This window comes from Xanthomonas sp. NCPPB 1068 (genome assembly GCF_041479385.2).
In the GTDB taxonomy this organism is placed as follows: domain Bacteria; phylum Pseudomonadota; class Gammaproteobacteria; order Xanthomonadales; family Xanthomonadaceae; genus Xanthomonas; species Xanthomonas cannabis.
Map to the genome: position 1 here is coordinate 938,900 of NZ_CM192986.1, position 22,200 is coordinate 961,099.

Sequence of the window (22,200 nt, forward strand, 5' to 3'; positions counted from 1 at the left end):
TGATGCCTGGTGTTTCCCTTTCCCTTGCCAAGAAACCACTGATGCGAATTTCTCCGCCGCTGTTGACCTGCGCGCTGACGTTGCTGGCGGGCCTGGCGCAAGCGCAGCAGGCTGCGCCCACCTCCACCGACGGACCGGCCGGCAGCACTGCACTGACCGCCACCGCAGCGCCGCTGGCACCTGCTGCACTGGCGCCGCTGCCGGGTGGCAGCACGCGCGCGGCCTCGCTGCGCGATCTGGGTATCGACTACGAAATCACCTTGCGTGGTGTGCAGGGCAGTGCCGGCGTGCCCTTCAGCGTGCGCAGCGACGAGATCGTCACCGCCGCCACGCTCAATCTGCGATACAGCTACTCGCCGTCGTTGTTGCCGGACCTGTCGCACGTCAAGGTCACCGTCAACGGCGTGACGGTGGCGACCTTGCCCGCCGACAAGGCCAATGCCGGCAAGTTGCTCTCGGCCGATCTGCCGATCGACCCGCGCCTGATCACCGACTACAACCAGCTCAACCTGCAGTTGATCGGCCATTACACGCGCGAGTGCGAAGACCCGGACCACAGCAGCCTGTGGGCGAATGTGGATGCGGCCACCAGCCTGTCGCTGACGACCACGCCGCTAGCGCTGGCCAACAACCTGGCGTTGCTGCCGGTGCCGTTCTTCGATGTGCGCGACACGCGCCGGCTGGAACTGCCGTTCTACTTTCCGCAGCAACCGGACCTGGCCACGCTGCAGGCGGCCGGCACGGTGGCCTCGTGGTTCGGCACCCTGGCCGGCTATCGCGGCGCGGTGTTTCCGGCATCGACCACCAGTCTGCCGGCGACCGGCAACGCGGTGGTCTTCGCCACGCCCGACACCTTGCCTGCGCAGTTCGCCACCGCCGACAGCGGTGTGGCCGATATCCGCGGCCCGACGGTAGCGGTGGTGGTCAACCCCACCGATCCCAACGGCAAGTTGTTGCTGGTGCTAGGCCGCAACACCGAGGACCTGCAACGCGCGGCCACGGCGCTGGCGCTGCATGCGCCGTTGAGTGGTGCGGTGGCGCGTATCGGCGAGCTGTCCGCGCCGGCGCCGCGCCAGCCCTACGATGCTCCCAAGTGGGTCTCCAGCGAGCGTCCGGTACGCTTCGGCGATCTGGTCAGCCAGCCCGGCGCGCTCAACGTCACCGGCTATCACCCGGACCTGATCCGGGTCGGCCTGCAGCTGCCGCCGGACCTGTTCGTGTGGGAGCGCGACGGCATTCCGGTGGCGTTGAAATACCGCTACACGGTGCCGGAGGCAGACAACAAGTCCGCGCTCAATGTCAGCATCAACCGGTCGTTCGTGACCACGCTGCCGCTGACCGGGCGCCCGTTCGCCGAATCCACGCCGATGCGCTGGTGGAACAGCCTGGGCACGCGCGGCAGCATGCCGGTGCATCAGGACCTGACGCTGCCGGTGGGCGCGTTTTCGGCCAATAGCCAGCTGCGTTTCCACTTCTTCTTCGATCGCCCGCAAGGCGAGGCGTGCAAGAACTCCTTCCCTGATGTGTCGGGCGCGATCGATGCCGATTCCACCATCGACCTGAGCGGCTTCCATCACTACATGGCGATGCCCAACCTGGCGGCCTTCGCCAATGCCGGCTACCCGTTCACGCGCCTGGCCGACCTGTCCGAGTCGGCGATCGTGCTGCCCGACAATCCGGGCGACCAGGATCTGGGCAACGTGCTGACCCTGCTCGGACGTTTCGGGGCCTCCACCGGCTACCCGGCGCTGCATGCGCAGATCATCGCCGCCAGCGCCGTGCAGCAGCACGCCGACCGCGATCTGCTGCTGCTGGGCAGCGCCGAGTCGCAGCCGTTGTTCAAGCAGTGGCGCGCGCAGCTCCCGGTGAGCCAGGACGGGCAGAGCCGACGCATCGGCCTGACCGACTGGCTGTTCGAAAAACTGCCCGGCTTCCTGTCCTTCGATGCGCGCCGCACCGACCTGCCCACCACCAGCGAGATCGCATTGCAGCCGCAGCCCGACGACGTGCTGTTGATGGGTTTCGAATCGCCGCTCAAATCCGGTCGCAGCGTGGTCGCGTTCCAGACCGAAGACCCCGCCAACATGGGCCGCCTGTTCGATGCCTGGTTCGACCCGACCTTGCTCAAGGACTTCCAGGGCAGCGTGGTGGTGCTGCAGCAGAAGAAGGTCACCAGCTTGGTCGGCAACCAGACCTATTACGTGGGCCACCTGCCGCTGCCGACCTGGCTGCGCTGGTACTTTTCGCACCATCCGGTGTGGCTGGCCTTCACCGTGGTGCTGCTGGCGCTGCTGCTGGCCCTGGCCGCGCGCGTCCTGCTGCGCCGGCACGCCGCCGAGCGCCTCAACGAAGGCGGCAGCGCATGAAGACCGGTGCCCACGTCACGACGATGACGCGCCGCTCCCTGCTGCGTGCCGGCGCACTGGCCGGCCTGGCCGCGGCGCTGCCGGCCGGCGCCAGGCCGGCAGCGGCGCAGTGCGGCAGCTGGCCGCTGTGGAATGCCTTCGTGTCCAGGCACATCCAGCCCGATGGCCGGGTGGTGGATTTCCTCAACGCCGATCAACGCTCCACCTCCGAAGGGCAGTCGTACGCACTGTTCTTCGCCCTGGTCGCCAACGACCAGGTGCTGTTCGACAAGGTGCTGGGCTGGACCCGCCACAACCTGTGCGGCGGGCGTCCGGACCTCAACCTGCCGGCCTGGCTGTGGGGCCGCGACGACAGCGGCATCTGGCGCGTGCTCGATGCCAACACGGCCAGCGATGGCGAGCTGTGGATTGCCTACGCCCTGCTGGAAGCCGGCCGGCTGTGGAGCCGCCCCGGCTACGTCAAGGCCGGCCAGCAGATCCTGCAGCTGATGCGTGCGCAGGAAGTGGTTGCGCTGCCCGGGCTGGGGCCGATGCTGTTGCCCGGCCGCAGCGGATTCGTCGAGCCGGGCCGCTGGACCCTCAATCCCAGCTATCTGCCGATCCAGCTGCTGCGCCGTTGCGCCAATGCCGATCCCAAGGGCCCGTGGGCGGCGATCGCCGGCAACGCGGCGCGCGTGCTGCGCGAGAGTGCACCGGTCGGCGTTGCGCCGGATTGGACGGTGTGGGACGGCCAGGCCTTCGGTGCCGATCCCAAGCGCGGCAACCTCGGCAGCTACGACGCCATTCGCGTGTACCTGTGGGCCGGCATGCTCGATGCCGGCGAGCCGCTGCGGGCGCGCTTGTTGCAGGACCTGTCCGGCCCGTCCGACCTGCTCGCCGCCGGCACCGGCTTTGCCGAAAAGACCGACACCGCGCGTGGCGTGGGCAGCGGCACGCTGCCGATCGGGTTTTCCGCCGCGCTGCTGCCATACCTGAGCGCGCGGGGTCAGCCGGCACTGCTCAAGGCGCAGGCGCAGCGCATCCCCGCGGCCGCCGAGCCCGCAGCCGCCGCGCTGCCGTATTACGAACGCACGCTGGCCCTGTTCGGACAGGGCTGGCTTGAGAACCGCTACCGCTTTGCCGCAGACGGGCGCCTGCTGCCCGCCTGGAGAACCCCTGCATGCTCCGCAAACACCTGACGCCGCTCTACCTCGCCGGCATGCTCGACCTGTGCCTGCTCGCCTGCCCGGCGCAGGCGCAGACCAGCGCCACCCAGCAACTGGTGGGGCAGGGCAACTACTGGCACGACCAGGGCCGCGACGATCTGGCCGCCGATACCTGGAAGAAGCTGCTCGGCATCGACCCGGACCAGCCCGACGCCCTGCTCGGCCTGGCGCAGATCGATCTGGCGCAAGGGCGCCAGTCCGAAGCGCGCAAACGCCTGCAGCAACTGGACGCGGCCCACCCGCAATCGCCGCAGGCCCAGCGCCTGCGCGTGGCGATCGGCGCGCGCGGCAGTGCCGCCGCTGGCGAAGACCCCAACCTGCGCAACGCCCGCCGCGCCGCCGCGGCCGGGCGCTACGTGGAAGCGGCGCGCAGCTACGAGGCCGTGTTCGCCGGCAAGCCGCCGCCGCCGAACCTGGCGCTGGAGTACTACCAATCGCTGGCCGGCACGCCCACCGGCTGGGAACGCGCCCGCAACGGGCTGCGCACGCTGCAGGCCAGCGAACCGGGCAACCCTTCGCTGCAGCTGGCCCTGGCCCAGGTGCTCAGCTACCGCGAGCCCACCCGCCGCGACGGCATCGCGCAATTGCGCACGCTGGCCCAGCGTGCGGATGTGGGTGGCCCGGCGCGCACCAGTTGGCGTCAGGCGCTGCTGTGGCTCAATGCGAGCAGTGCCGATGCGCCGCTGTATCAGGCCTTTCTCGCCGGCACCCCGAACGATGCCGAAGTCACCGCCAAACTCGGCCAGCTACGCGAACAGCGCGCTGCTGCGGCCGCGGCACCGGCCGACCCCAATGGCATCAGGCTGGGCGAGGGCTTTCGCGCGCTGAGCGCCAACAATCTGAGCGTGGCCGAACAACGCTTCACCCAGGTGCTGCGTGCCCGTGCACGCGACCCGGAAGCGCTGGGCGGGCTGGGTTCGGTGCGCCTGCGTCAGCAGCGCTTTGCCGAAGCGCAGGAATTGCTGCGCCCGGCCGCGGCCAGCAACGGCAAATGGAAAAGCGCACTCGACAGCGCCCGCTACTGGCAGCAGCTGCAGCAGGCCGAAGCTGCGCGTGCGCGTGGCGACATCGCCCAGGCACGCCAGCTGGTGGAGCAGTCGGTACAGTTGCTGCCCAACGAACCGGCCGGCCACGTGGCGCTGGGCGGCTTGCAGGCCGCCACCGACCCGGACGCGGCCGAGGCCAGTTATCGCAAGGCGCTGTCGCGCGATGCCGACAACGCCGGCGCCTTGCAGGGCCTGGTCGGGCTGTACAGCCGCCAGGGCCGCATGCAGGAAGCCAGCGACCTGTTCAATCGGCTGCCGGCGGCCGAACGCGCCAAATCCGGCGGCCAGGCGCTGTTGCGTTCCAACGTGCAGCGCGCCCGCGCCCGCCAGTCGCTGGAGGCCGGCGATGTCGTCAGCGCGCAGGCCGAGCTGGAAACGGCCATGGTCGAACGCCCGGGCGATGCCTGGATCCGCCTGGATCTGGCGCGTCTGTACCAGCAGGCCGGTCGCCCCGACCAGGCGCGCAGCGTCATGGACGGCCTGCTTGCCGTGCATGCCGATCAACCCGAAGCGCTGCATGCCAATGCCTTATTCGCCCAGGAAAGCGGTGACTGGCAGGGCGCCTACGACAGCCTGGAGCGCATCCCGGCCGCCGCGCGCACGCCGGAGATGACCCAGCTGCGCACCACCGCCTGGATCGAACTGCAGGCACGCCAGGCGCGCCTGCTGGTGGAACAGGGCCGGGTGGGCGAGGCGCAGCAATTGCTCGCGCGTACCGAAACCGCGCTCGGCAACCAGCTCGACGACCCGCAACTGCTGGCCGCCCTGGCCGGCGCGCACGCCGACGCCGGCAACACCCCGCGCGCGCTGGTGCTGGCGCAGCGCCTGGTCACCGGTGCCAATCCGCGCACCGAAGACCGCCTGCAATATGCAGACGTGCTGCTGCGCGCACATCAGGACGCCGAGCTGTCGGCCGTGTTGCGCCAGCTGCAATCCACCACCATGACGCCGGCGCAGCTGCGCCGCGCCCAGGCGCTGCGCAGCGCCTACACGCTGCGTCAGGTGGATGCGTTGCGCGAGCTGGGCAATCTGGAAGCTGCCTACGATGCGCTGTCGCCGATCCTGGCGCAGCAGCCGGACAACCGCGATGCGCAGGCCGCGTTGGCCCGCCTGTACGCGGCCTCCGGCGATCAGCGCCAGGCCCTGGCGATCTATCAGCAGATCCTGCAGCGTCATCCCGACGATCTGGACACGCTCACCGCCGCCGCCAACAGCGCGGCCGCGCAGTCGGATCTGCGCAATGCCGAAGGCTATCTGCAACGCGCACTGGCGCAGGCACCGCAGTCGCCGGATGTGCTGGCGGCTGCGGGCCGGGTGTATCGCAGCGCCGGCAAGAACCGCAAGGCCGAGCAGTATTTCCGCGCCGCGTTGGCCGCGCAGCAACGCCAGGCCGGGCAGCTCGACAACGGCCTGCCGGCCGCGCGCGGCCCGGCTGCAGTGGCCAGTTCCGGCCGCCCGCTCAATCCGTTCTCCGGCATGACCGGCGCCATGCCGCGCTCGCCGGCGCTGGTGTCCGAGCGCATGGACGCCGGCAGTGCCTATCCGCAGACCGCGTTGGCGCCGCTGCCCGCGCAACCGGCCGCTGCCCGCTTCGCTGCGCCCGTTCCCGCGCCTGTGACTGCCGACGCGTATGCCTACGCCGGCAACAGCGCCGATCCCCTGCCGCCGCCGGTGAGCGACAGCGCAGCGCCGCCTAGCCGTTCGCGCCTGCCCGCACGCAGCACGCCGACACTGGCACCGGCCGACGACCTGCGCCCGCGCAGCGCCGCGGCGCAGGCACTGCTGCCGGCCAGCAGCGGCAACAGCGTGCTCGACGAATTGCGCGCCGTGCAATCGGAAAACAGCGACAACCTGGCCGGTGGCGCGCTGTACCGTTCGCGCGATGGCGAAGACGGCCTGGGCCGCCTGGACGACATCGAAATGCCGCTGCAGGCCGAGTTCGCGGTGGGCGAGGGCAAGCTCGGCGTCACGCTCACACCCACCGTGGTCGATGCAGGCACGCTGACCACCGACTACGCGACCGCCAGCCGCTTTGGCGCCGGCCCGCAGAGTGCAGTGAACGATGCGCTGGCCGCCGATCGCAGCCCGATCGATGCATTGGTCAGCTCGTCGGTGTACCAACTGCTTGCCACCCAGGGCGACACCGCGGCCACGCGCGAGCGCCTGCGCCGGTATGCCTTGGGTACCGGCCTGTTCGGCGAGCTGCTCACCGAAAACAACAACAGCACACCCGCCGCCCTGGCCGCCCTGGCCAATCAACCGTTGCCGGCGTATCTGCTCAGCGTCAACGCGTCCAACACGTCGATCGCGCAGCTGGCACGCGACATCCTCGGCAACACCGCCATCAGCGCGCAACTGGCCGCCGGCGATGGCGCCGCACTGCAGGCGCTGGCCAGCAGCAGCGCCGCCGCGCAGCAGACGCCCGCAGCGCTGGCGGCCACCCTCAACAGCATGGCCGCCACCGGCAACGGCGCGCGCCGGCTCAGCCAGGACGACACCGGCGTGGGCGTCGGCGTGCGCTACCGCAACGGTGGGTTCAGCGCCGACGTGGGCAGCACGCCAATCGGCTTCCAGGAGCAGAACGTGGTGGGCGGGCTTGGCTATCGCGGCGAACTCGGCGAAGCGGCGGGCTGGTCGGCCGATGTATCGCGGCGCGCCGTCACCGACAGCGTGCTCTCGTTCGCCGGCGCGCAGGATGCACGCAGTGGTCGCGAGTGGGGCGGGGTGACCAGCAACGGCATCGCCCTGTCGGCCAACGCCGACAACGGCCTGCTCGGCGGCTACGCCAATCTTGCCGCGCATCGGGTGACCGGCACTCACGTGGCCGACAACGACCACCGTCAGGCCGATCTCGGTTTCTACGTGCACGCGCTGGAAACGCAGAATCAGTCGCTCACGGCCGGCGTCAATCTGACCGCCATGCAGTACGACAAGAACCTCAGCGGCTTCACCTACGGCCACGGCGGTTACTTCAGCCCGCAGGAGTATCTGGATCTCGGCTTCCCGGTGCACTGGAGCGGGCGCAGCGCGGGGCAGAGCGTCAACTGGAAGCTCGATGCCAGCATCGGCGTGCAGCATTTCAAGACCGACCCCACGCCGTACTTCCCTACCGACCCGGGCCTGCAGCAGGCCGCCTACGACGCCGCATCGCTGGCCGCGCTGCTCGGTCTGGTCGACCGTTACACCGACCCGGTGTACGCGGGCGAAAGCCGCACCGGGGTGTCCTACAACCTCAGTGGCGCCGCCGAATGGCAGGTGGCCCCGCAGTTGTTCCTGGGTGGGCGCATGACCTTCAACAACGCACGCGACTACAACCAGTTCAGCAGCAATCTCTATCTGCGCTTCGTGATGGATCGCCTGGGCGCTGCGCTGGGCCGCGCACCGCAGGTGCTGACCTCGCCATATGCTGCGGATCGCTGAGTCAGGCAACGAGGTACGGCGAGTGAGGCCAGGCGTCTTGTGATGGCATGCAACCGGGCGTGTGCGCATCAGTGAAGCATGCACCGGTTGCCGTCGCGCAGCCGTATCGCATCGCGGCCCGGAGGTGACCTGCCATCAATGCCGTGCATCGGCGCGCAATGCCGCAGGCAATGCCGTTCTGATCGCGGATAAACGAACGGCGCCTCGCGGCGCCGTTCGCATCTTCTCCAGCCACATGCGCCTGGGTTACGGGCGCACCTTGGTCGCGCAGACGAACGTGGCAGCCTGCTGCACACGGCTGATCGCACCCTGGTCTTCCAGCTCGCGGATGTGGTCGTTCATGCAGGTCAGGTAGCCGAGGCGGTTGCCTGCATTCTGCGTCTTGCACAGGCTGCTTTCGGCCGTCAGGTTGGCGCCGACGATCAAGCCGCCCGGCTCCACGGTGGGCACCAGCGTATTGCAGCTGCCCAGCCGGGTCAGGCCACGGTTCAAGGTCCAGCCGATATCGGCAAACATCGCCGGGGTCAGGTCGATGTTCAGATGTGCCTGCACCTCCGGTGTGTCGAACGGCTCCATCAACGCATTCGGCTGCAGATCGGTGTCGAAGTGCGAGAACGTCGACCCGCCGGCCACCACGCTGGGCGCGTACAGGCGCGTGCGGCCGGCGGTGTCGGTGCCCTGCAGCAACTCCGGGTCCTCGTACAGCCCGGCCACCACGGCGGTGCTGCCCTTCAGGCGTGCGCCGTCGGCCTGCGAGACCATGATCGCCGGAATGGTGATGTCGGTGATCGGTGGCGCGGCATTGCCCATGGTCTGCACGCCGGCGACGTTGTTGGCCACGATCACGCCCACGGCACCATTGAGCTGGGCGTTCTTGACCTTGATGGCGAAGGCGCAGGTGCCGCGGTCGATCAACGCCACCTTGCCGGCTACCGCTGCCGCATTGACGAATGGCGTTTCGCAGCCATCGCTGCTCGATGCGGCGGCAACGCCGTCATCGACCGTGACGACCGCACGCGCCGGGAAGTTGCGCGCGGTGGCCAGCGGCCCGAAGCTCGCAAAGCCCACCTCGAACTTGCCCGCCGCAGCGCTGGGCGCGGTCACCCGCAGCAGGGTACGCGGGTCCAGGATCAACGCCGCCTCGCGATTGACGCCGGTCCCGGCCCACACCGTGCGGCCCGGCGTGCGCATCGCTTCGGCGCGCAGGGCATTGGTCATGGCCGGGTCGTCGAAGCGCTTGTTCTGCACGTTGTCGTAGGCCTGCGAGGTGTACACGTCGGTCAGGCCGCTGCCCGAGCCGAGCACACCGGTGGTCTTGTTGAGGAAACCGGCAGCACCCAGGCCATGACCGATCTCGTGCATCACCACGTTGAGGAAGTTGATCTGGCCTTCCGGCGTCTTGCCGTCCAGACCCAGGTACCAGCCGGAGCCGGCCAGGCAGTCGTCCTTGCCCAGGTCGCCGTTGAACTGCGAGAACACATCGGCCGGATCGGCCGGGTCGGGCACCAGGTCCTGTCCGGCGATTGCATCGCCGAGCGCCGACGGGTACAGCGTGTTCGGCTTGGCGCCGGGAAAATTGTTGACGATCCAGTTCGGGCCGGCCTGGCCCAGCGTGCCGCCGGTGGCAGTGCAGTTGAGGCGCGCGAACGAGGCATAGACCTTGATCTCCACGTTGCTCTGCAGCACCGCACCCCACAGGTCCATCGCGTACTGGTAGGCGATCCGGCGCTGTTCGCCCACCGAGCGCCCGGGATTGCCGCCCAGCGGCGTGGCGGCGGTCGGGTCGTTCAAGCCGACCACGGTGCCGGCATCGCCATTGATCAGCGTGACGGTGGCAGCCGAGGCCTGCAGCGGAGCGAGCGCCGCACCCACCGCCAGGGACAACAGCAACAAGGGCTTATTCATGCGGCAGCGCTCCGTGCTCGGCGTGGGCGGGTTGGGTCTGGGCGTCGTCACTGTGTTCGATCACGACACGGCCATCTGCCTGGCGGGTGGCGGTCAACGAACTCATTTGCGTGGCCGGCAACTTGCGCGCCACGGTGCCGTTGGGCAGGCGGCGTTCGGTGGCGCGGGCGGCCGCTTCGGTCTGCGGCAGCGTCGGGCCGGTCGTCGCACGACGGGACGCCGCACCGGTCTGCTGGGCCTGTTGATCCAGCGCTGCGCTTTCGGCATCGGTCAGTGGGCGCAACTTGCCGGTGACCGGATCGATGCCGACCTTGGAACTGGCAGCGACGTCCTGCGCCCCGGCCACAGCCGGCAGGCAGGCAACGCACAAGAGGCCGGACAACATCCATCCGGGCTTGCGAAAGCTCATCATTGTTGGGGTTTCCTTGGGGTCCAACCAGAGAAAGAACGCCGTGCAACAACCGGTGTTCGGGAGAATCCGTCCGATTTAGTCTGTTCATGACTGAATCATGAATCCGTGACCTGTGTCAATCTTTTGACAGACGAGGCTCTGGGAGCGAAGGCGCGGCCTGAAAAAGTCAGCTTGCGGCTTGTGTTTTGCTGGTTTCAAAAAATTCAGCAAGCACTGCCGGGCGGGCCGGGTCAGAAATTTGGCGCCAAGGCCGGCCAGATGCGCGTGTGTCACCCAGGTGCCCGGCACTGCGCGGTGGCTCTGACGCTTTTACGGATCAGGCTGATTGCGGCGTGTGGTTTTCTGAGAGGGCGCCGAGAGCGCTCCGAGACGGTCCGGCGGATGAGCGAAAGGTGCCGGAGCAGGGGGCGCGAACTCCGCCGGCGCGCTGTCTTCGACTACGCGAAGAAGGGGGAGGAGCAAGGGCGGAAAAGGGGGGCACCCGGCGCATCAACGGATCCGCAACGGCTCCCTTCTCCCGTCGGGAGAAGGTGCCCCGCAGGGGCGGATGAGGGTACGGGCCGAGCCTGGTGCAGGCGGGTGCCGTGAGCGGCTTCGCCCCGTACCTCACCCCAACCCCTCTCCCGCAGGAGAGGGGCCTGCAGTCCTGCTGCATCGAGACCGTCGGCATTGAGGCAGTGGGCTGGAAACAGCAAGCAGCAAACAACTACTGACCAACGAGCTAACAAGCGAAAGCAGGCTTCAGAACGCAGACAGCAACAGCAAAGAGCAAGCAGCAAAGAGCAAGCAGCAAAGAGCAAGCAGCAAAGAGCAAGCAGCAAAGAGCAAAGCGATCAAGTCTCAAGCTAACAATCGTGCAAGTGCCCTTAAAAAGTGTTGGTGTTGGTGTTGGTGTTGGCGCTAAGCGCTAAGCGCTAAGCGCTACGAGCTACGAGCTACGAGCTAAGCGATAAAAAGCGATAAGCGATAAGCGCTGGTGCTAAGTACTGAGCGCTAAGTACTGAGCACCAGTGCACGTAGCCTCACGCATCCCCCGTACACTGCGCGTTGAGCGTGTCGCTGCGTCATCAGCGATCGCAAAATCCAGTCTTTATCGAACCAGTCGGGCCGCGCATGCACGTCGTCATCTATCACAACCCTGCCTGCGGCACGTCCCGCAATACCCTGGCCTTGATCCGGCATGTCGGTATCGAACCGCAGATCGTCCACTACCTGCAGCAGCCGCCGGACCGGCAGACGCTGCAGTCGTTGATTGCCGACGCTGGTCTGTCGGTACGCGGGGCCATCCGCCAGAAGGGCACGCCGTATCTGGAACTGGGGCTCGACAACCCCGCGCTGGACGAGGCGGCCCTGCTGAGCGCCATGCTGGCGCATCCGATACTGATCAATCGCCCGTTCGTGCAGTCGCCGCTGGGTACGCGCCTGTGTCGTCCATCCGAGCAGGTGCTGGAGATATTGCCGCCGGCCACCGGCGCATTCGTCAAGGAAGACGGCGAGCGCGTGCTGGACGACACCGGGCAGCGGATCGTGCGCTGAACGCTGCGGTGCCCGGCAGGAGCGGGGCAATCGAGTCGCGGTGTGACGTCCAGGCCGTCATATACCTCGCCGTGGCATGGCGGCACCGCATGCAGCACTGTGTTCGGCGACCGTCGCCGGACAAGGCGGCATCTGTGGCTTGAGGAGGCAGGCCGCTCTGCTCACCTCAAGGTACGCCACACGCCCTAAGATCGCTGCATCGTTTATCAGGAGCATCCGCATGATTCGCGAGATCATCCGCATGGGCGACAAGCGCCTGCTGCGTGTCGCGCCCCCGGTGACCAACCTCGGCAGTGCCGAGTTGCAGGCCTTGGTGGCCGATATGTTCGAGACCATGGACGATGCGCGCGGCGTGGGCCTGGCCGCGCCGCAGATCGCGGTGGACCTGCAGTTGATGGTGTTCGGTTTCGAGGCCAGCGAGCGTTATCCGGAGGCGCCCGCGGTGCCGCGCACGGCGTTGGCCAATGCGCAGATCGAGCCGTTGTCCGAGGAGATGGAAAACGGCTGGGAAGGCTGCCTGTCGATCCCCGGCCTGCGCGCGGTGATCCCGCGTTACCGCTACATCCGCTATCGCGGTTTTGCGCCTGACGGCAGCCCGATCGCACGCGAGGCCGAGGGCTTCCATGCGCGCGTGGTCCAGCACGAGTACGACCATCTGGTCGGCCGCCTGTACCCCTCGCGCATCGAAAACTTCGACACCTTCGGGTTCGAAGATGTGCTGTCGTACGAGCTATAACTTCTGGGGCGACCGCCGCAGCTTGCGGTGTTGCCGCAGGTAGCACCTAGCGGCCGGCTACATCGATCCAGGCGCGCAGCATCCACACCCGCGCAGCCGCCGGGACGGAAAACAACAAGGGCGCCTGACGGCGCCCTTGTTGTGCTTACTTCAGCGCCTTGAAGCGCAGGCGTTTCGGGCCGGCGTCATCGCCCATGCGGCGACGCTTGTCTTCTTCGTACTCGCGGTAGTTGCCCTGGAAGAACTCCACGTGCGAGTCGCCTTCGAACGCCAGGATGTGCGTGGCGATGCGATCCAGGAACCAGCGATCGTGCGAAATCACGAAGGTGTTGCCGGGGAATTCCAGCAAGGCGTCTTCCAGCGCACGCAGGGTTTCGATGTCCAGGTCGTTGGACGGTTCGTCGAGCAGCAGCACGTTGCCGCCCTGCAGCAGCGTCTTGGCCATGTGCAGGCGGCCGCGCTCACCGCCGGACAGCGAGCCGACCATCTTCTGCTGGTCCTGGCCCTTGAAGTTGAAGCGGCCGATGTAGGCGCGCGACTGGATCTCCACGCCGTTGATGTTGAGGATGTCCAGCCCGCCAGCGATCTCCTGGAAGACGTTGTGGTTGCCTTCCAGCGCGTCGCGGCTCTGGTCCACGTAGGACAGCTGCACGGTGGGGCCGACCACGATTTCGCCGGAATCGGGCTTTTCCTGCCCGGTGATCATCTTGAACAGGGTCGACTTACCGGCACCGTTGGGGCCGATGATGCCGACGATGGCGCCGGGCGGCACGATCATCGACAGGTTGTCGATCAGCAGGCGGTCGCCGAACTTCTTGGAGACGTTCTTGAACTCCATCACCGAGTTGCCCAGGCGCTCGCCCGGCGGGATGAAGATTTCATTGGTCTCGTTGCGGCGCTGGTAATCCACCGACTGCAGTTCTTCCAGGCGCGCCAGGCGTGCCTTGCCCTTGGTGCGGCCGCCCTTGGCGTTCTGCCGCGACCATTCCAGTTCCTTCTGGATCGCCTTCTGGCGTGACTTTTCCTGGTTGTCTTCCTGCTTGAGGCGCTCGTCCTTCTGGGTCAGCCAGTCGGTGTAGTTGCCCTTCCACGGAATGCCGCGGCCGCGGTCCAGTTCCAGGATCCACTCGGCGGCGTTGTCCAAGAAGTAGCGATCATGCGTCACCGCCACCACGGTGCCGGTGTAGCGCGCCAGGAACTGTTCCAGCCATTCCACCGACTCGGCGTCCAGGTGGTTGGTGGGTTCGTCGAGCAGCAGCATGTCCGGCTTCTGCAACAGCAGGCGGCACAGCGCCACACGGCGCTTCTCGCCGCCGGAGAGCTTGCCCACGATCGCTTCCCACGGCGGCAGGCGCAGCGCGTCGGCGGCCACGTCCAGCTGGTTTTCCAGGGTGTGCGCATCGCCGGCGGCCAGGATCGCCTCCAGGCGCTCCTGTTCCTTGGCCAGCGCGTCGAAATCGGCGCCTTCCTCGGCATAGGCCAGATACACCGCATCCAGCGCGGCCTGGGCCTGCAACACGTCGCCCACGCCTTCTTCCACCGCTTCGCGCACGGTGTGCTCGGGGTTGAGTTGCGGTTCCTGGGCCAGGTAGCCGACCTTGATGCCGGCCTGCGGGCGGGCTTCGCCCTCGAAGTCGGTGTCCACGCCGGCCATGATCTTGAGCACCGTCGACTTGCCCGCGCCGTTCAGGCCCAGCAGGCCGATCTTGGCGCCCGGGAAAAAGCTCAGCGAGATGTCCTTGATGATCTGCCGCTTGGGCGGGACCACCTTGCTGACGCGGTTCATGGTGTAGATGTATTGCGACATGGGTGCTCCGTGGACGCAGGCAGCCCGCCGGCCGAGGCCGGAGGCAGCGGAAAAGGGATTGCGCCGATTATACCGGCAAGTGCCGCGGGCCCGGCAGGCGACAGCGCAGCTAAACGGCAGCCTACCTATTACCTGAATAGGCGTTTTCGTAACCGATTCCAGCAAGAATGCGTTAAGGCGGGCGGCGTCTTAATGAAATTGCGACATCGCAAACAGGAGCTGGGCCATGAACCGCAAACGCATCGTTACCGCTGTGCTTTCCTCCATCCTGGCGCTGGGCTGCGTGGCCCCGGCGGCGTTTGCCGGCGACTGGGACCGCGACCACGACCGCCGCGGACATGACCGTGGCCATCGCGATCACCGTGGTGACCGCGGTGACTGGCGCAACGATCGCCGCGAGTGGCGGGATGACCGCCGGGCCGACCGCCGCGAATGGCGCGACGACCGCCGTTACTACAGCAACGGCTACCGCGAGGGTTATCGCGACGCCCGCTACCAGGACCGTCGCTACGACCGCAACCGGGTCTATGTCTACGACCGCCCTGCGTACTACCGCGCCGGCCCGCCGCCGCGTCCGTACTGGGCGCGCGGTCAGCGCTATCACGGCCCGGTCTACGTGATCAATGACTACGACCGCTACGATCTGCGCCGCCCACCGTACGGCTACCGCTGGCAGCGCGATGACCGCGGCAACCTGCTGCTGGTCGCGATTGCCTCCGGCATCATCGCCGACCTGGTGCTCAACAACTAAGCGCCGCTAACCACGCTACTGCGCAGCCGTCAGGCGGGCGCGGCCGGCGTTCGGAATCCTCGTGTACCAAGCGTACACATCGGCTGCGGCGCGTCGCCACACCCACCTGACGACTGCCGGCGACGTTCTGTTAGCCGCTCTAGGCCGGCGGTGCCCGGTTCGCCTGTTGGGCAATCGGGCCGGTCATCACACAAGGGCGCACGTCGGTGCGCCCTTGCTGTTTCGCGGCGCACGCCTGGCGCCGGCCGCGCGCCAGGCGCCAGGCATGCGATTGGTCACCCGTGCGGCGGGGGCTTACAATCGGCGGCCCTACTGGCTGCAGCTGCTCCGGAGCTTTGCATGTTCTCGCGCGACGTCCGACTGGAAACCTACGACCCCGAACTGGCCAAGGCCATCGCCGCTGAAGTCGGCCGCCAGGAGGATCACGTCGAGCTGATCGCCAGCGAAAACTACTGCAGCCCGCTGGTGATGGAAGCGCAGGGCAGCCAGCTGACCAACAAGTACGCCGAAGGCTATCCGGGCAAGCGCTACTACGGTGGCTGCGAATACGTCGACATCGCCGAGCAGCTGGCGATCGACCGCATCAAGCAGGTGTTTGGCGCGGGCTCCACGGAAGATATGTATGCAAATGTGCAGCCGCATAGCGGCTCGCAGGCCAACCAGGCGGTGTATCTGGCGCTGCTGCAGCCGGGCGACACCATCCTGGGCATGAGCCTGGCCCATGGCGGCCACCTGACCCACGGCGCCAAGGTCAATGTCTCCGGCAAGCTGTTCAACGCCGTGCAGTACGGCGTCAACGAGCAGGGCCTGATCGATTACGACGAGGTGCAGCGCCTGGCCACCGAGCACAAGCCGAAGATGGTCGTGGCCGGTTTCTCTGCGTATTCGCAGAAGATCGACTGGGCGCGCTTCCGTGCCATCGCCGACAGCGTCGGTGCCTACCTGTTCGTGGACATGGCGCACATCGCCGGCCTGGTGGCTGCCGGTGTGTACCCCAGCCCGATGGAGCACGCGCACGTGGTCACCTCGACTACCCACAAGACCCTGCGCGGCCCGCGCGGCGGCATCATCGTGGCCAAGGGCGCGAGCGAGGAGTTGCAGAAGAAGCTGCAGTCGATCGTGTTCCCCGGCATCCAGGGCGGCCCGCTGATGCACGTCATCGCGGCCAAGGCCGTGGCCTTCAAGGAAGCGCTGGAGCCGGCCTTCAAGACCTACCAGCAGCAGGTCGTCAAGAATGCCCAGGCCATGGCCAACACGCTCATTGCACGCGGCTACAAGATCGTCTCCGGTGGCACCGAAAATCACCTGATGCTGGTGGACATGATCGGCCGCGATGTCTCCGGCAAGGAGGCAGAAGCTGCGCTCGGCACGGCCCACATCACCGTCAACAAGAACTCGGTGCCCAACGACCCGCGCTCGCCGTTCGTGACCTCGGGCCTGCGCCTGGGGACCCCGGCCATCACCACGCGCGGCTACAAGGAACAGGACAGCATCGACCTGGCCAACTGGATCGCCGACGTGCTGGACGCACCAACCGACGAAGCAGTGCTCGCCAAGGTCCGCGATGCGGTGACCGCGCAGTGCAAGAAATATCCGGTGTATGGCTGAGATGGGAATGGGGAATAGGGAGACGAGAATGGTAGAAGCGACGCTGCGATAGCTTTGCTGTTCCGATTCCCTATTCCCCTTTCCCCATTCCCGGACGTCTGATGCACTGCCCCTTCTGCCAGCACAACGACACCCGGGTGATTGATTCGCGCGTGTCCGAAGACGGCACGACGATCCGTCGGCGGCGCGAGTGCGAGGCCTGCGGCGAGCGTTTCAGCACCCTGGAAACGATCGAACTCAAGCTGCCCACCGTGGTCAAGAGCGACGGTGGACGCGAGGCGTTCGATGCGCGCAAGTTGCGCACCAGCTTCGACCGCGCGCTGCAGAAGCGCCCCGTCGCCGAAGAACAGATCGAAGCGGCGGTGCGGGCGGTCGTGCATCAGCTGCGCATGTCCGGCGAACGCGAAGTGGGTTCGCTGCGGGTAGGCGAGTACGTGATGGTCGAGCTGCGCAAGCTCGATCACGTCGGCTACGTACGCTTTGCCTCGGTGTATCGCAGTTTTCAGGACGTGGCGGATTTTCGCGAAGAGATCGAAAAGCTCGAACGCGAACTGCCGGTCGGCAGCGAACAACTGCCGCTGCTGGAAGCGGCACTGGAACGCGCCGGCAAACCCGGCAAGCGGTGAGCGCGATGCGCATCGCCTGCGTTGCGGAAACGCCGGACGATCTGCCTGCGATTGCGCAAGCGCATCTGCAGGCCTTCGGCGCGTTGTTGCCGGAGTGGAACCTCGATGAGGCGCTGAGCGAACTGCGCAGCCATACACGTGATGGCGTCATCCAGACGACCTGGGTGGCGCTGGATCGGGCGCAGTGGCTCGGCTCGGTGAGCCTGCTCGAAAACGACGACGCCCGTATGCGGCAATGGTCTCCCTGGCTGGCCTCGCTGTACGTGCGGCCACAGGCGCGCGGGCAGGGCATCGGCGAGGCACTGGTGGCGCATTGCGTGCAGGCCGCCGCGCGTCTGGGCGTGCCGCTGCTGTACCTGTACTGCCAGCCGGCCCTGGTGCCGTTCTACCAGCGGCTGGGATGGCAGACGCATACCGAATTCTCGCTGGGGCCGATGCAGATCGTGGTGATGTGCATTGCGCCGGGAGTGCAACGCCAATGACTGAGACCACGACGGACGCGAGTGCCGACGACCACCGCTGGATGGCGCAGGCCTTGCGCCTGGCCGAGCGCGGCGCCTACACCACGCGCCCCAATCCGATGGTGGGCTGCGTGATCGTGCGCGACGGCGTGTGCGTGGGCGAAGGCTTCCACCAACGCGCCGGCGGCCCGCATGCCGAAGTGTTCGCATTGCGCGCAGCCGGCGAGCTGGCGCGCGGGGCGACCGCCTATGTCACCCTGGAGCCGTGCGCGCATTACGGGCGCACGCCGCCGTGTGCGTTGGCGTTGATCGAGGCAGGCGTCATGCGTGTGGTCGCGGCGATGGCCGACCCGTTTCCACAGGTCAATGGCGGCGGTTTCGCGCTGCTGCGCGAGGCTGGAATCGCCGTGCTGAGCGGGGTGATGCAAGCCCGGGCGCGCTTGCTCAACCAGGGCTTCCTGTCGCGCGTGGAGCGTGGCCGGCCGTGGGTACGGGTCAAGCTCGGCGCCAGTCTGGATGGACGCACCGCCCTGGCCAGCGGCGAATCCAAATGGATCACCGGAAGCGACGCGCGCGCCGATGTGCAGCGTTGGCGCGCACGTGCCGGCGCGATCCTGACCGGTGCCGGCACCGTGCTGGCCGACGATCCGTCGATGACGGTGCGGCTCGGCGACGACACTCCGTTCGTGCCGCCGTTGCGGGTGGTGCTGGATGCCGGCCTGCGCAGCTTGGCGTGCAGGAACATTCGCCACGGCGATGCACCGACGTTGTATCTGCATGGCGATGCCGCCGCGCCGACTGCTGTGGATGGTGCGGAGTGCGCGGCATTGCCGCTGCACGCTGGTCGCTTCGATCTGGCTGCGGTGCTGGCCTTGCTGGCCCAGCGTGGCATCAACGAAGTGCACGTGGAAGCCGGCGCCACGCTGGGCGGTGCGCTGTTGCAGGCCGGGTTGGTCGATGAGCTGTTGGTCTACCTGGCCCCGGTGTTGCTGGGCGACACCGCACGGCCGCTGCTCGCTGGCCTTGGCATCGAAACGATGGCGCAGCGGCATGCATTGCAGCTACGCGATGTGCGTCAGCTCGGGCAGGATCTGCGTCTGCGCTATACGCCGCTCGCGATGGCGTGAGCGCCGCAAAAAGAATGGCCCCGCATGCGGGGCCTTCCATTGCCGGCAACGCGCGTGATCAGAAGCTGGCGCGGACACCGACGCGGTACTGGTTGGCGTTGTCGATGAACTCGACTTCGCCGACCAGGCCCCAGGTGGTGGTGAAGTTGACCTGGCCGCCGAGGGTACCGACGAATTCGCCTTCGTCCACGTCGCTGCCGTCGATGTAGCCGGCCTTGATCCAGGCTTCGGTACGCGGCGAGGGCTTGCCACGCAGGCCCAGGTTGCCGAAGCCCAGGGTGCTGGTATCGGACGAATCGCCAAGCGAACGGCCGCCGCGACGCAGATCGGATTCGACCTTGGAGCGCAGCACGCTGATGTCGGCGGTAAATTCGACGCGCTCGGTCATTTCCTGGCGGTAACCAATACCCAGATTCGCCTGCTGCAGTGTGCCTTCGAGCACGAAGCCCGCGCCCAGGTTGAAGTCCTTCTCGGCACGCTGGTAGCCAGCGAACACGTAGACGGGCTCGGCGATCTGCCACGAACCGCGGATGTAGCCGCCATCCAGGTCGTCCGAATCCTCGTTGACGCTGATCTCGGTACGGTTCCAGCCGCCTTCGACGTAGCTATAGCTCAGGCCGTCCGCAGACGCGGCAAACGGGGCGGCGGCCAGCACGGCAGCCAGAATCAGGGTAGTGCGCATTGAGTGATCTCTCCGAAATGATGTCCGTGTCTCCACCCCGTTGCGGGGCGGGAGGGCGACGTCTCCCGTCGCGGGGCGCAATTTAACAGACTCTTCACAAAACTGGCTATGGGGGATTTCCTGACATGACGCAGCGTCCTGTCAGCCATGGCTTTCAGACAGCTAAGGGCAGAACAGGCGCTGCTAAACTGCGCGGGCCGGTTCGCCGGCACTTACGAACGTCTTCAGGGCGGGGTGCGATTCCCCACCGGCGGTAGGCACGCGCAAGCGTGCGAGCCCGCGAGCGCTTCGCCGCGATGGTTGGCACTGCATGTGTCGGGCATCGCGCGAAGGTCAGCAGATCCGGTCCAATGCCGGAGCCGACGGTATAGTCCGGATGAAAGAAGACGGCCACCGCGCAGCCTTGCGGCTGTGCGCGCGCCTGTTTGCTTTGCCTTGTGGCGTTTTTCGCTCAACTCCTGCGAGAAACGACTATGTCTTTGCATCACCCGCTGCGCTGTAATGCACCTGTCCACCGCCCGACTTCCGCGCAGCGCTCGCTGCAGAAGGGGGCGCGCTGATGTTCACCGGAATCATTGAAGGCGTCGGCCGCCTGGCCGCGCGCCAGCCGCAGGGCGGCGATGTGCGTTTCACCTTCGCCACCGGCAGCCTGCCGTTCGACGCCGTGCAGCTGGGCGAGAGCATCGCGGTCAATGGCGTGTGCCTGACCGTGATCGCGTTCGACGCAACCAGCTTCCAGGCCGATGCGTCCACCGAAACCCTGTCGCTGACCACATTGGGTGCGTTGCCCGAAGGCGCGGTGCTCAACCTCGAACGCGCGATGCGGCCCACCGACCGGCTCGGTGGGCATCTGGTCAGCGGGCATGTGGATGGTCTGGGCCAGGTGCAATCGGTGCATGGCGATGCACGTGCGCAGCGCTGGCGGTTTGCCGCCCCATCATCGGTATTGCGCTATGTGGCCAAAAAAGGCTCGATCTGCGTGGACGGCGTCAGCCTGACCGTCAATGAGGTGGACGAAGACGGGTTCGAGGTTGCGCTGATCCCGCATACGGTGGCCAACACGGCGTTTTCCGCGACCGCGGTGGGCGCGGCGGTGAATCTGGAAATCGACCTGGTGGCGCGCTATGTCGAACGCCTGCTCGGCGCGCGGGGTGCGGCATGAACTTCGCACCGGTTCCAGAGCTGATCGAAGAGTTGCGTGCCGGGCGCATGGTGGTGATCGTCGACGACGAAGACCGCGAAAACGAGGGCGACCTGATCATGGCCGCCGAGCTGGTCAAGCCGTCGGACATCAATTTCATGGTGACCCACGCACGCGGGTTGGTGTGCCTGTCGCTGACCCGCGAGCGCTGTGCGCAGCTTGGGCTGGCGCCGATGGTGCGCAACAACACCGCGCAGTTTCAGACCAACTTCACCGTCAGCATCGAGGCGGCCGAGGGCGTGACCACCGGTATTTCGGCCTACGATCGCGCCCACACCGTGCGTACCGCGGTGCGCCCGGATGCCCGGCCGCAGGATCTGAGCCAGCCGGGCCACATTTTCCCGCTGATTTCCCAGCCCGGGGGCGTGCTGACCCGTGCCGGCCACACCGAGGCCGCCAGCGACCTGCCGATGCTGGCCGGGCTGGAGCCGGCCGGCGTGCTGGTGGAAGTGCTCAACCCGGACGGCAGCATGGCGCGTCGCCCGCAGCTGGAAGTGTTCGCACGCGAGCATGGGCTGAAGATGGGCTCGATCGCCGACCTGATCGCCTACCGCTTGGCCAACGAGCACACCGTCGAGCGTGTGGACGCGCGCGAGATCAGTACCGAATTCGGCCCGTTCCAGCTGGTGACCTACCGCGACCGCATCGCGCACGACCTGCACTTTGCCCTGGTGCGCGGCAACGCGGATCCACAGACGCCGACACTGGTGCGCGTGCAGGTGGAAAACCCGCTGGCCGACCTGCTGCACTGGCAGCGCGAGGATTTCGGCGTGGCCGCCACCGATGCCTTGCGCGCGATCGCCGCCGAAGGGCAGGGGGTGATGGTGGTGCTGTCGGCCCCGCGCGACAGCGAATCGTTGTTGGCACGGCTGCGCCAGCAGCCCGAAGCTGCGGCCAACGCCAAGGATGTAAGCCAGTGGCGGCGCAATGGCGCCGGTGCGCAGATCCTGGCCGAGCTGGGCCTGGGCAAGCTGCGCGTGCTTGGCACCCCGCGCCGGCAGGTGGGTCTGGCCGGGTTCGGGCTGGAGGTGGTGGAGTACCTGGAGTGCCATCCCGGCGAGGGCGTGCGCTCGGTGCCGCCGTCCGCGGTCCCCTGAGCTGGCGGCGAGCCATTGCCGCCGTCAGCTCATCCGCCCCAAAGATCCCGGCCGCTGCCGGTGCTGAGGCCTGGCTGACGGCGCGCAGCCGCCAGTTGTGTCGCGGCCCGGCGTCGGCGGCCGGTTCCCGCCGTGGGCTGCACCAGCTGGCGGATCGGCGGCGAGTCGTCGCCCCGTCTGTTCTTGCATCGGAAGGCCGGGTCTGCTTGGGCGG

The 22,200-nt window shown here is 67.4% G+C and carries 16 protein-coding genes, 1 other RNA gene and 1 riboswitch; of the genes, 13 read left to right on the forward strand and 4 right to left on the reverse strand.

Features of this window, described 5'->3' with window-relative positions:
* Nucleotides 1–2: 2 nt before the first annotated feature.
* The 3 genes from bcsB to ACCQ12_RS03915 are packed head-to-tail and all read left to right on the forward strand — an operon-like array spanning nt 3 to nt 8,037.
* Nucleotides 3–2,366 carry a cellulose biosynthesis cyclic di-GMP-binding regulatory protein BcsB gene (bcsB, locus tag ACCQ12_RS03905; RefSeq protein ID WP_372383549.1) on the forward strand — a complete coding sequence of 788 codons (2,364 nt, stop codon included), beginning with the start codon at nt 3–5 and terminating at the stop codon, nt 2,364–2,366.
* The gene (gene bcsZ / locus ACCQ12_RS03910) at nt 2,363–3,544 is read left to right on the forward strand and encodes a cellulose synthase complex periplasmic endoglucanase BcsZ (RefSeq protein ID WP_372382999.1); all 1,182 of its coding nucleotides are present in this window, start codon (nt 2,363–2,365) and stop codon (nt 3,542–3,544) included. Before bcsB ends, bcsZ begins: the two co-directional genes overlap by 4 nt.
* Nucleotides 3,526–8,037, forward strand: a complete 4,512-nt coding sequence (locus ACCQ12_RS03915; protein ID WP_372383000.1) for a cellulose biosynthesis protein BcsC — start codon at nt 3,526–3,528, stop codon at nt 8,035–8,037. The genes bcsZ and ACCQ12_RS03915 overlap by 19 nt, the downstream gene beginning before the upstream one ends.
* A 246-nt stretch (nt 8,038–8,283) precedes the next feature.
* Here the strand turns inward: ACCQ12_RS03915 and ACCQ12_RS03920 are convergent, their stop codons facing one another.
* Complete coding sequence (locus ACCQ12_RS03920; RefSeq protein WP_047697664.1) at nt 8,284–9,942, reverse strand: PA domain-containing protein; 1,659 nt, start codon at nt 9,940–9,942, stop codon at nt 8,284–8,286.
* Complete coding sequence (locus ACCQ12_RS03925; RefSeq protein WP_039408266.1) at nt 9,935–10,354, reverse strand: post-PEP-CTERM-1 domain-containing protein; 420 nt, start codon at nt 10,352–10,354, stop codon at nt 9,935–9,937. Before ACCQ12_RS03925 ends, ACCQ12_RS03920 begins: the two co-directional genes overlap by 8 nt.
* Nucleotides 10,355–11,467: 1,113 nt before the next feature.
* Here ACCQ12_RS03925 and arsC point away from each other — a divergent pair.
* Nucleotides 11,468–11,890, forward strand: coding sequence for an arsenate reductase (glutaredoxin) (arsC, locus tag ACCQ12_RS03930; protein WP_228334878.1), 423 nt, complete (start codon nt 11,468–11,470; stop codon nt 11,888–11,890).
* Nucleotides 11,891–12,110: 220 nt separating this feature from the next.
* On the forward strand, nt 12,111–12,626 hold the full coding sequence (gene def / locus ACCQ12_RS03935; protein ID WP_047697660.1) for a peptide deformylase: 516 nt from the start codon (nt 12,111–12,113) through the stop codon (nt 12,624–12,626).
* A gap of 145 nt (nt 12,627–12,771) precedes the next feature.
* On the opposite strand, the gene ettA is transcribed toward def, so the two are convergent.
* Nucleotides 12,772–14,433, reverse strand: a complete 1,662-nt coding sequence (gene ettA / locus ACCQ12_RS03940; RefSeq protein WP_039408257.1) for an energy-dependent translational throttle protein EttA — start codon at nt 14,431–14,433, stop codon at nt 12,772–12,774.
* 226 nt (nt 14,434–14,659) lie between these two features.
* On the opposite strand from ettA, the gene ACCQ12_RS03945 reads away from it, so the two are divergent.
* From ACCQ12_RS03945 to ribD, 6 genes are all read left to right on the forward strand, one after another.
* A complete protein-coding gene (locus ACCQ12_RS03945; RefSeq protein ID WP_166743895.1) occupies nt 14,660–15,184 on the forward strand; it encodes an RcnB family protein in 525 nt (174 codons plus the stop codon).
* 61 nt (nt 15,185–15,245) lie between these two features.
* Nucleotides 15,246–15,320: non-coding RNA, sX9 sRNA (locus tag ACCQ12_RS03950), on the forward strand.
* Nucleotides 15,321–15,523: 203 nt separating this feature from the next.
* Nucleotides 15,524–16,792 carry a serine hydroxymethyltransferase gene (gene glyA / locus ACCQ12_RS03955; RefSeq protein ID WP_104579084.1) on the forward strand — a complete coding sequence of 423 codons (1,269 nt, stop codon included), beginning with the start codon at nt 15,524–15,526 and terminating at the stop codon, nt 16,790–16,792.
* Between the two features lie 101 nt (nt 16,793–16,893).
* Nucleotides 16,894–17,418, forward strand: a complete 525-nt coding sequence (nrdR, locus tag ACCQ12_RS03960) for a transcriptional regulator NrdR (RefSeq protein WP_003490311.1) — start codon at nt 16,894–16,896, stop codon at nt 17,416–17,418.
* A complete protein-coding gene (locus ACCQ12_RS03965) occupies nt 17,415–17,900 on the forward strand; it encodes a GNAT family N-acetyltransferase (protein WP_372383001.1) in 486 nt (161 codons plus the stop codon). The genes nrdR and ACCQ12_RS03965 overlap by 4 nt, the downstream gene beginning before the upstream one ends.
* Nucleotides 17,897–19,006, forward strand: coding sequence for a bifunctional diaminohydroxyphosphoribosylaminopyrimidine deaminase/5-amino-6-(5-phosphoribosylamino)uracil reductase RibD (gene ribD / locus ACCQ12_RS03970; RefSeq protein ID WP_166743897.1), 1,110 nt, complete (start codon nt 17,897–17,899; stop codon nt 19,004–19,006). Before ACCQ12_RS03965 ends, ribD begins: the two co-directional genes overlap by 4 nt.
* Before the next feature lie 58 nt (nt 19,007–19,064).
* Here the strand turns inward: ribD and ACCQ12_RS03975 are convergent, their stop codons facing one another.
* Complete coding sequence (locus ACCQ12_RS03975; protein ID WP_372383002.1) at nt 19,065–19,688, reverse strand: hypothetical protein; 624 nt, start codon at nt 19,686–19,688, stop codon at nt 19,065–19,067.
* Nucleotides 19,689–19,904: 216 nt separating this feature from the next.
* Nucleotides 19,905–20,080, forward strand: a riboswitch (FMN riboswitch).
* Between the two features lie 167 nt (nt 20,081–20,247).
* On the opposite strand from ACCQ12_RS03975, the gene ACCQ12_RS03980 reads away from it, so the two are divergent.
* Together ACCQ12_RS03980 and ribB are read left to right on the forward strand one after the other, a co-directional pair.
* On the forward strand, nt 20,248–20,850 hold the full coding sequence (locus ACCQ12_RS03980; RefSeq protein WP_047697646.1) for a riboflavin synthase: 603 nt from the start codon (nt 20,248–20,250) through the stop codon (nt 20,848–20,850).
* Nucleotides 20,847–21,986, forward strand: coding sequence for a 3,4-dihydroxy-2-butanone-4-phosphate synthase (ribB, locus tag ACCQ12_RS03985; protein WP_039408233.1), 1,140 nt, complete (start codon nt 20,847–20,849; stop codon nt 21,984–21,986). The genes ACCQ12_RS03980 and ribB overlap by 4 nt, the downstream gene beginning before the upstream one ends.
* The last annotated feature ends 214 nt before the right edge of the window (nt 21,987–22,200 follow it).

Excerpts from the sequence above, each read along its gene's own strand:
- arsC (WP_228334878.1), top strand. The coding sequence starts at position 11,468 with ATGCACGTCGTCATCTATCACAACCCTGCCTGCGGCACGTCCCGCAAT.
- def (WP_047697660.1), top strand. The coding sequence starts at position 12,111 with ATGATTCGCGAGATCATCCGCATGGGCGACAAGCGCCTGCTGCGTGTC.
- ribB (WP_039408233.1), top strand. The coding sequence starts at position 20,847 with ATGAACTTCGCACCGGTTCCAGAGCTGATCGAAGAGTTGCGTGCCGGG.
- ACCQ12_RS03920 (WP_047697664.1), bottom strand. The coding sequence starts at position 9,942 with ATGAATAAGCCCTTGTTGCTGTTGTCCCTGGCGGTGGGTGCGGCGCTC.
- ACCQ12_RS03945 (WP_166743895.1), top strand. The coding sequence starts at position 14,660 with ATGAACCGCAAACGCATCGTTACCGCTGTGCTTTCCTCCATCCTGGCG.
- bcsB (WP_372383549.1), top strand. The coding sequence starts at position 3 with ATGCCTGGTGTTTCCCTTTCCCTTGCCAAGAAACCACTGATGCGAATT.
- glyA (WP_104579084.1), top strand. The coding sequence starts at position 15,524 with ATGTTCTCGCGCGACGTCCGACTGGAAACCTACGACCCCGAACTGGCC.
- ACCQ12_RS03925 (WP_039408266.1), bottom strand. The coding sequence starts at position 10,354 with ATGATGAGCTTTCGCAAGCCCGGATGGATGTTGTCCGGCCTCTTGTGC.
- ettA (WP_039408257.1), bottom strand. The coding sequence starts at position 14,433 with ATGTCGCAATACATCTACACCATGAACCGCGTCAGCAAGGTGGTCCCG.
- ACCQ12_RS03975 (WP_372383002.1), bottom strand. The coding sequence starts at position 19,688 with ATGCGCACTACCCTGATTCTGGCTGCCGTGCTGGCCGCCGCCCCGTTT.
- ACCQ12_RS03980 (WP_047697646.1), top strand. The coding sequence starts at position 20,248 with ATGTTCACCGGAATCATTGAAGGCGTCGGCCGCCTGGCCGCGCGCCAG.
- ribD (WP_166743897.1), top strand. The coding sequence starts at position 17,897 with ATGACTGAGACCACGACGGACGCGAGTGCCGACGACCACCGCTGGATG.
- ACCQ12_RS03915 (WP_372383000.1), top strand. The coding sequence starts at position 3,526 with ATGCTCCGCAAACACCTGACGCCGCTCTACCTCGCCGGCATGCTCGAC.
- bcsZ (WP_372382999.1), top strand. The coding sequence starts at position 2,363 with ATGAAGACCGGTGCCCACGTCACGACGATGACGCGCCGCTCCCTGCTG.
- nrdR (WP_003490311.1), top strand. The coding sequence starts at position 16,894 with ATGCACTGCCCCTTCTGCCAGCACAACGACACCCGGGTGATTGATTCG.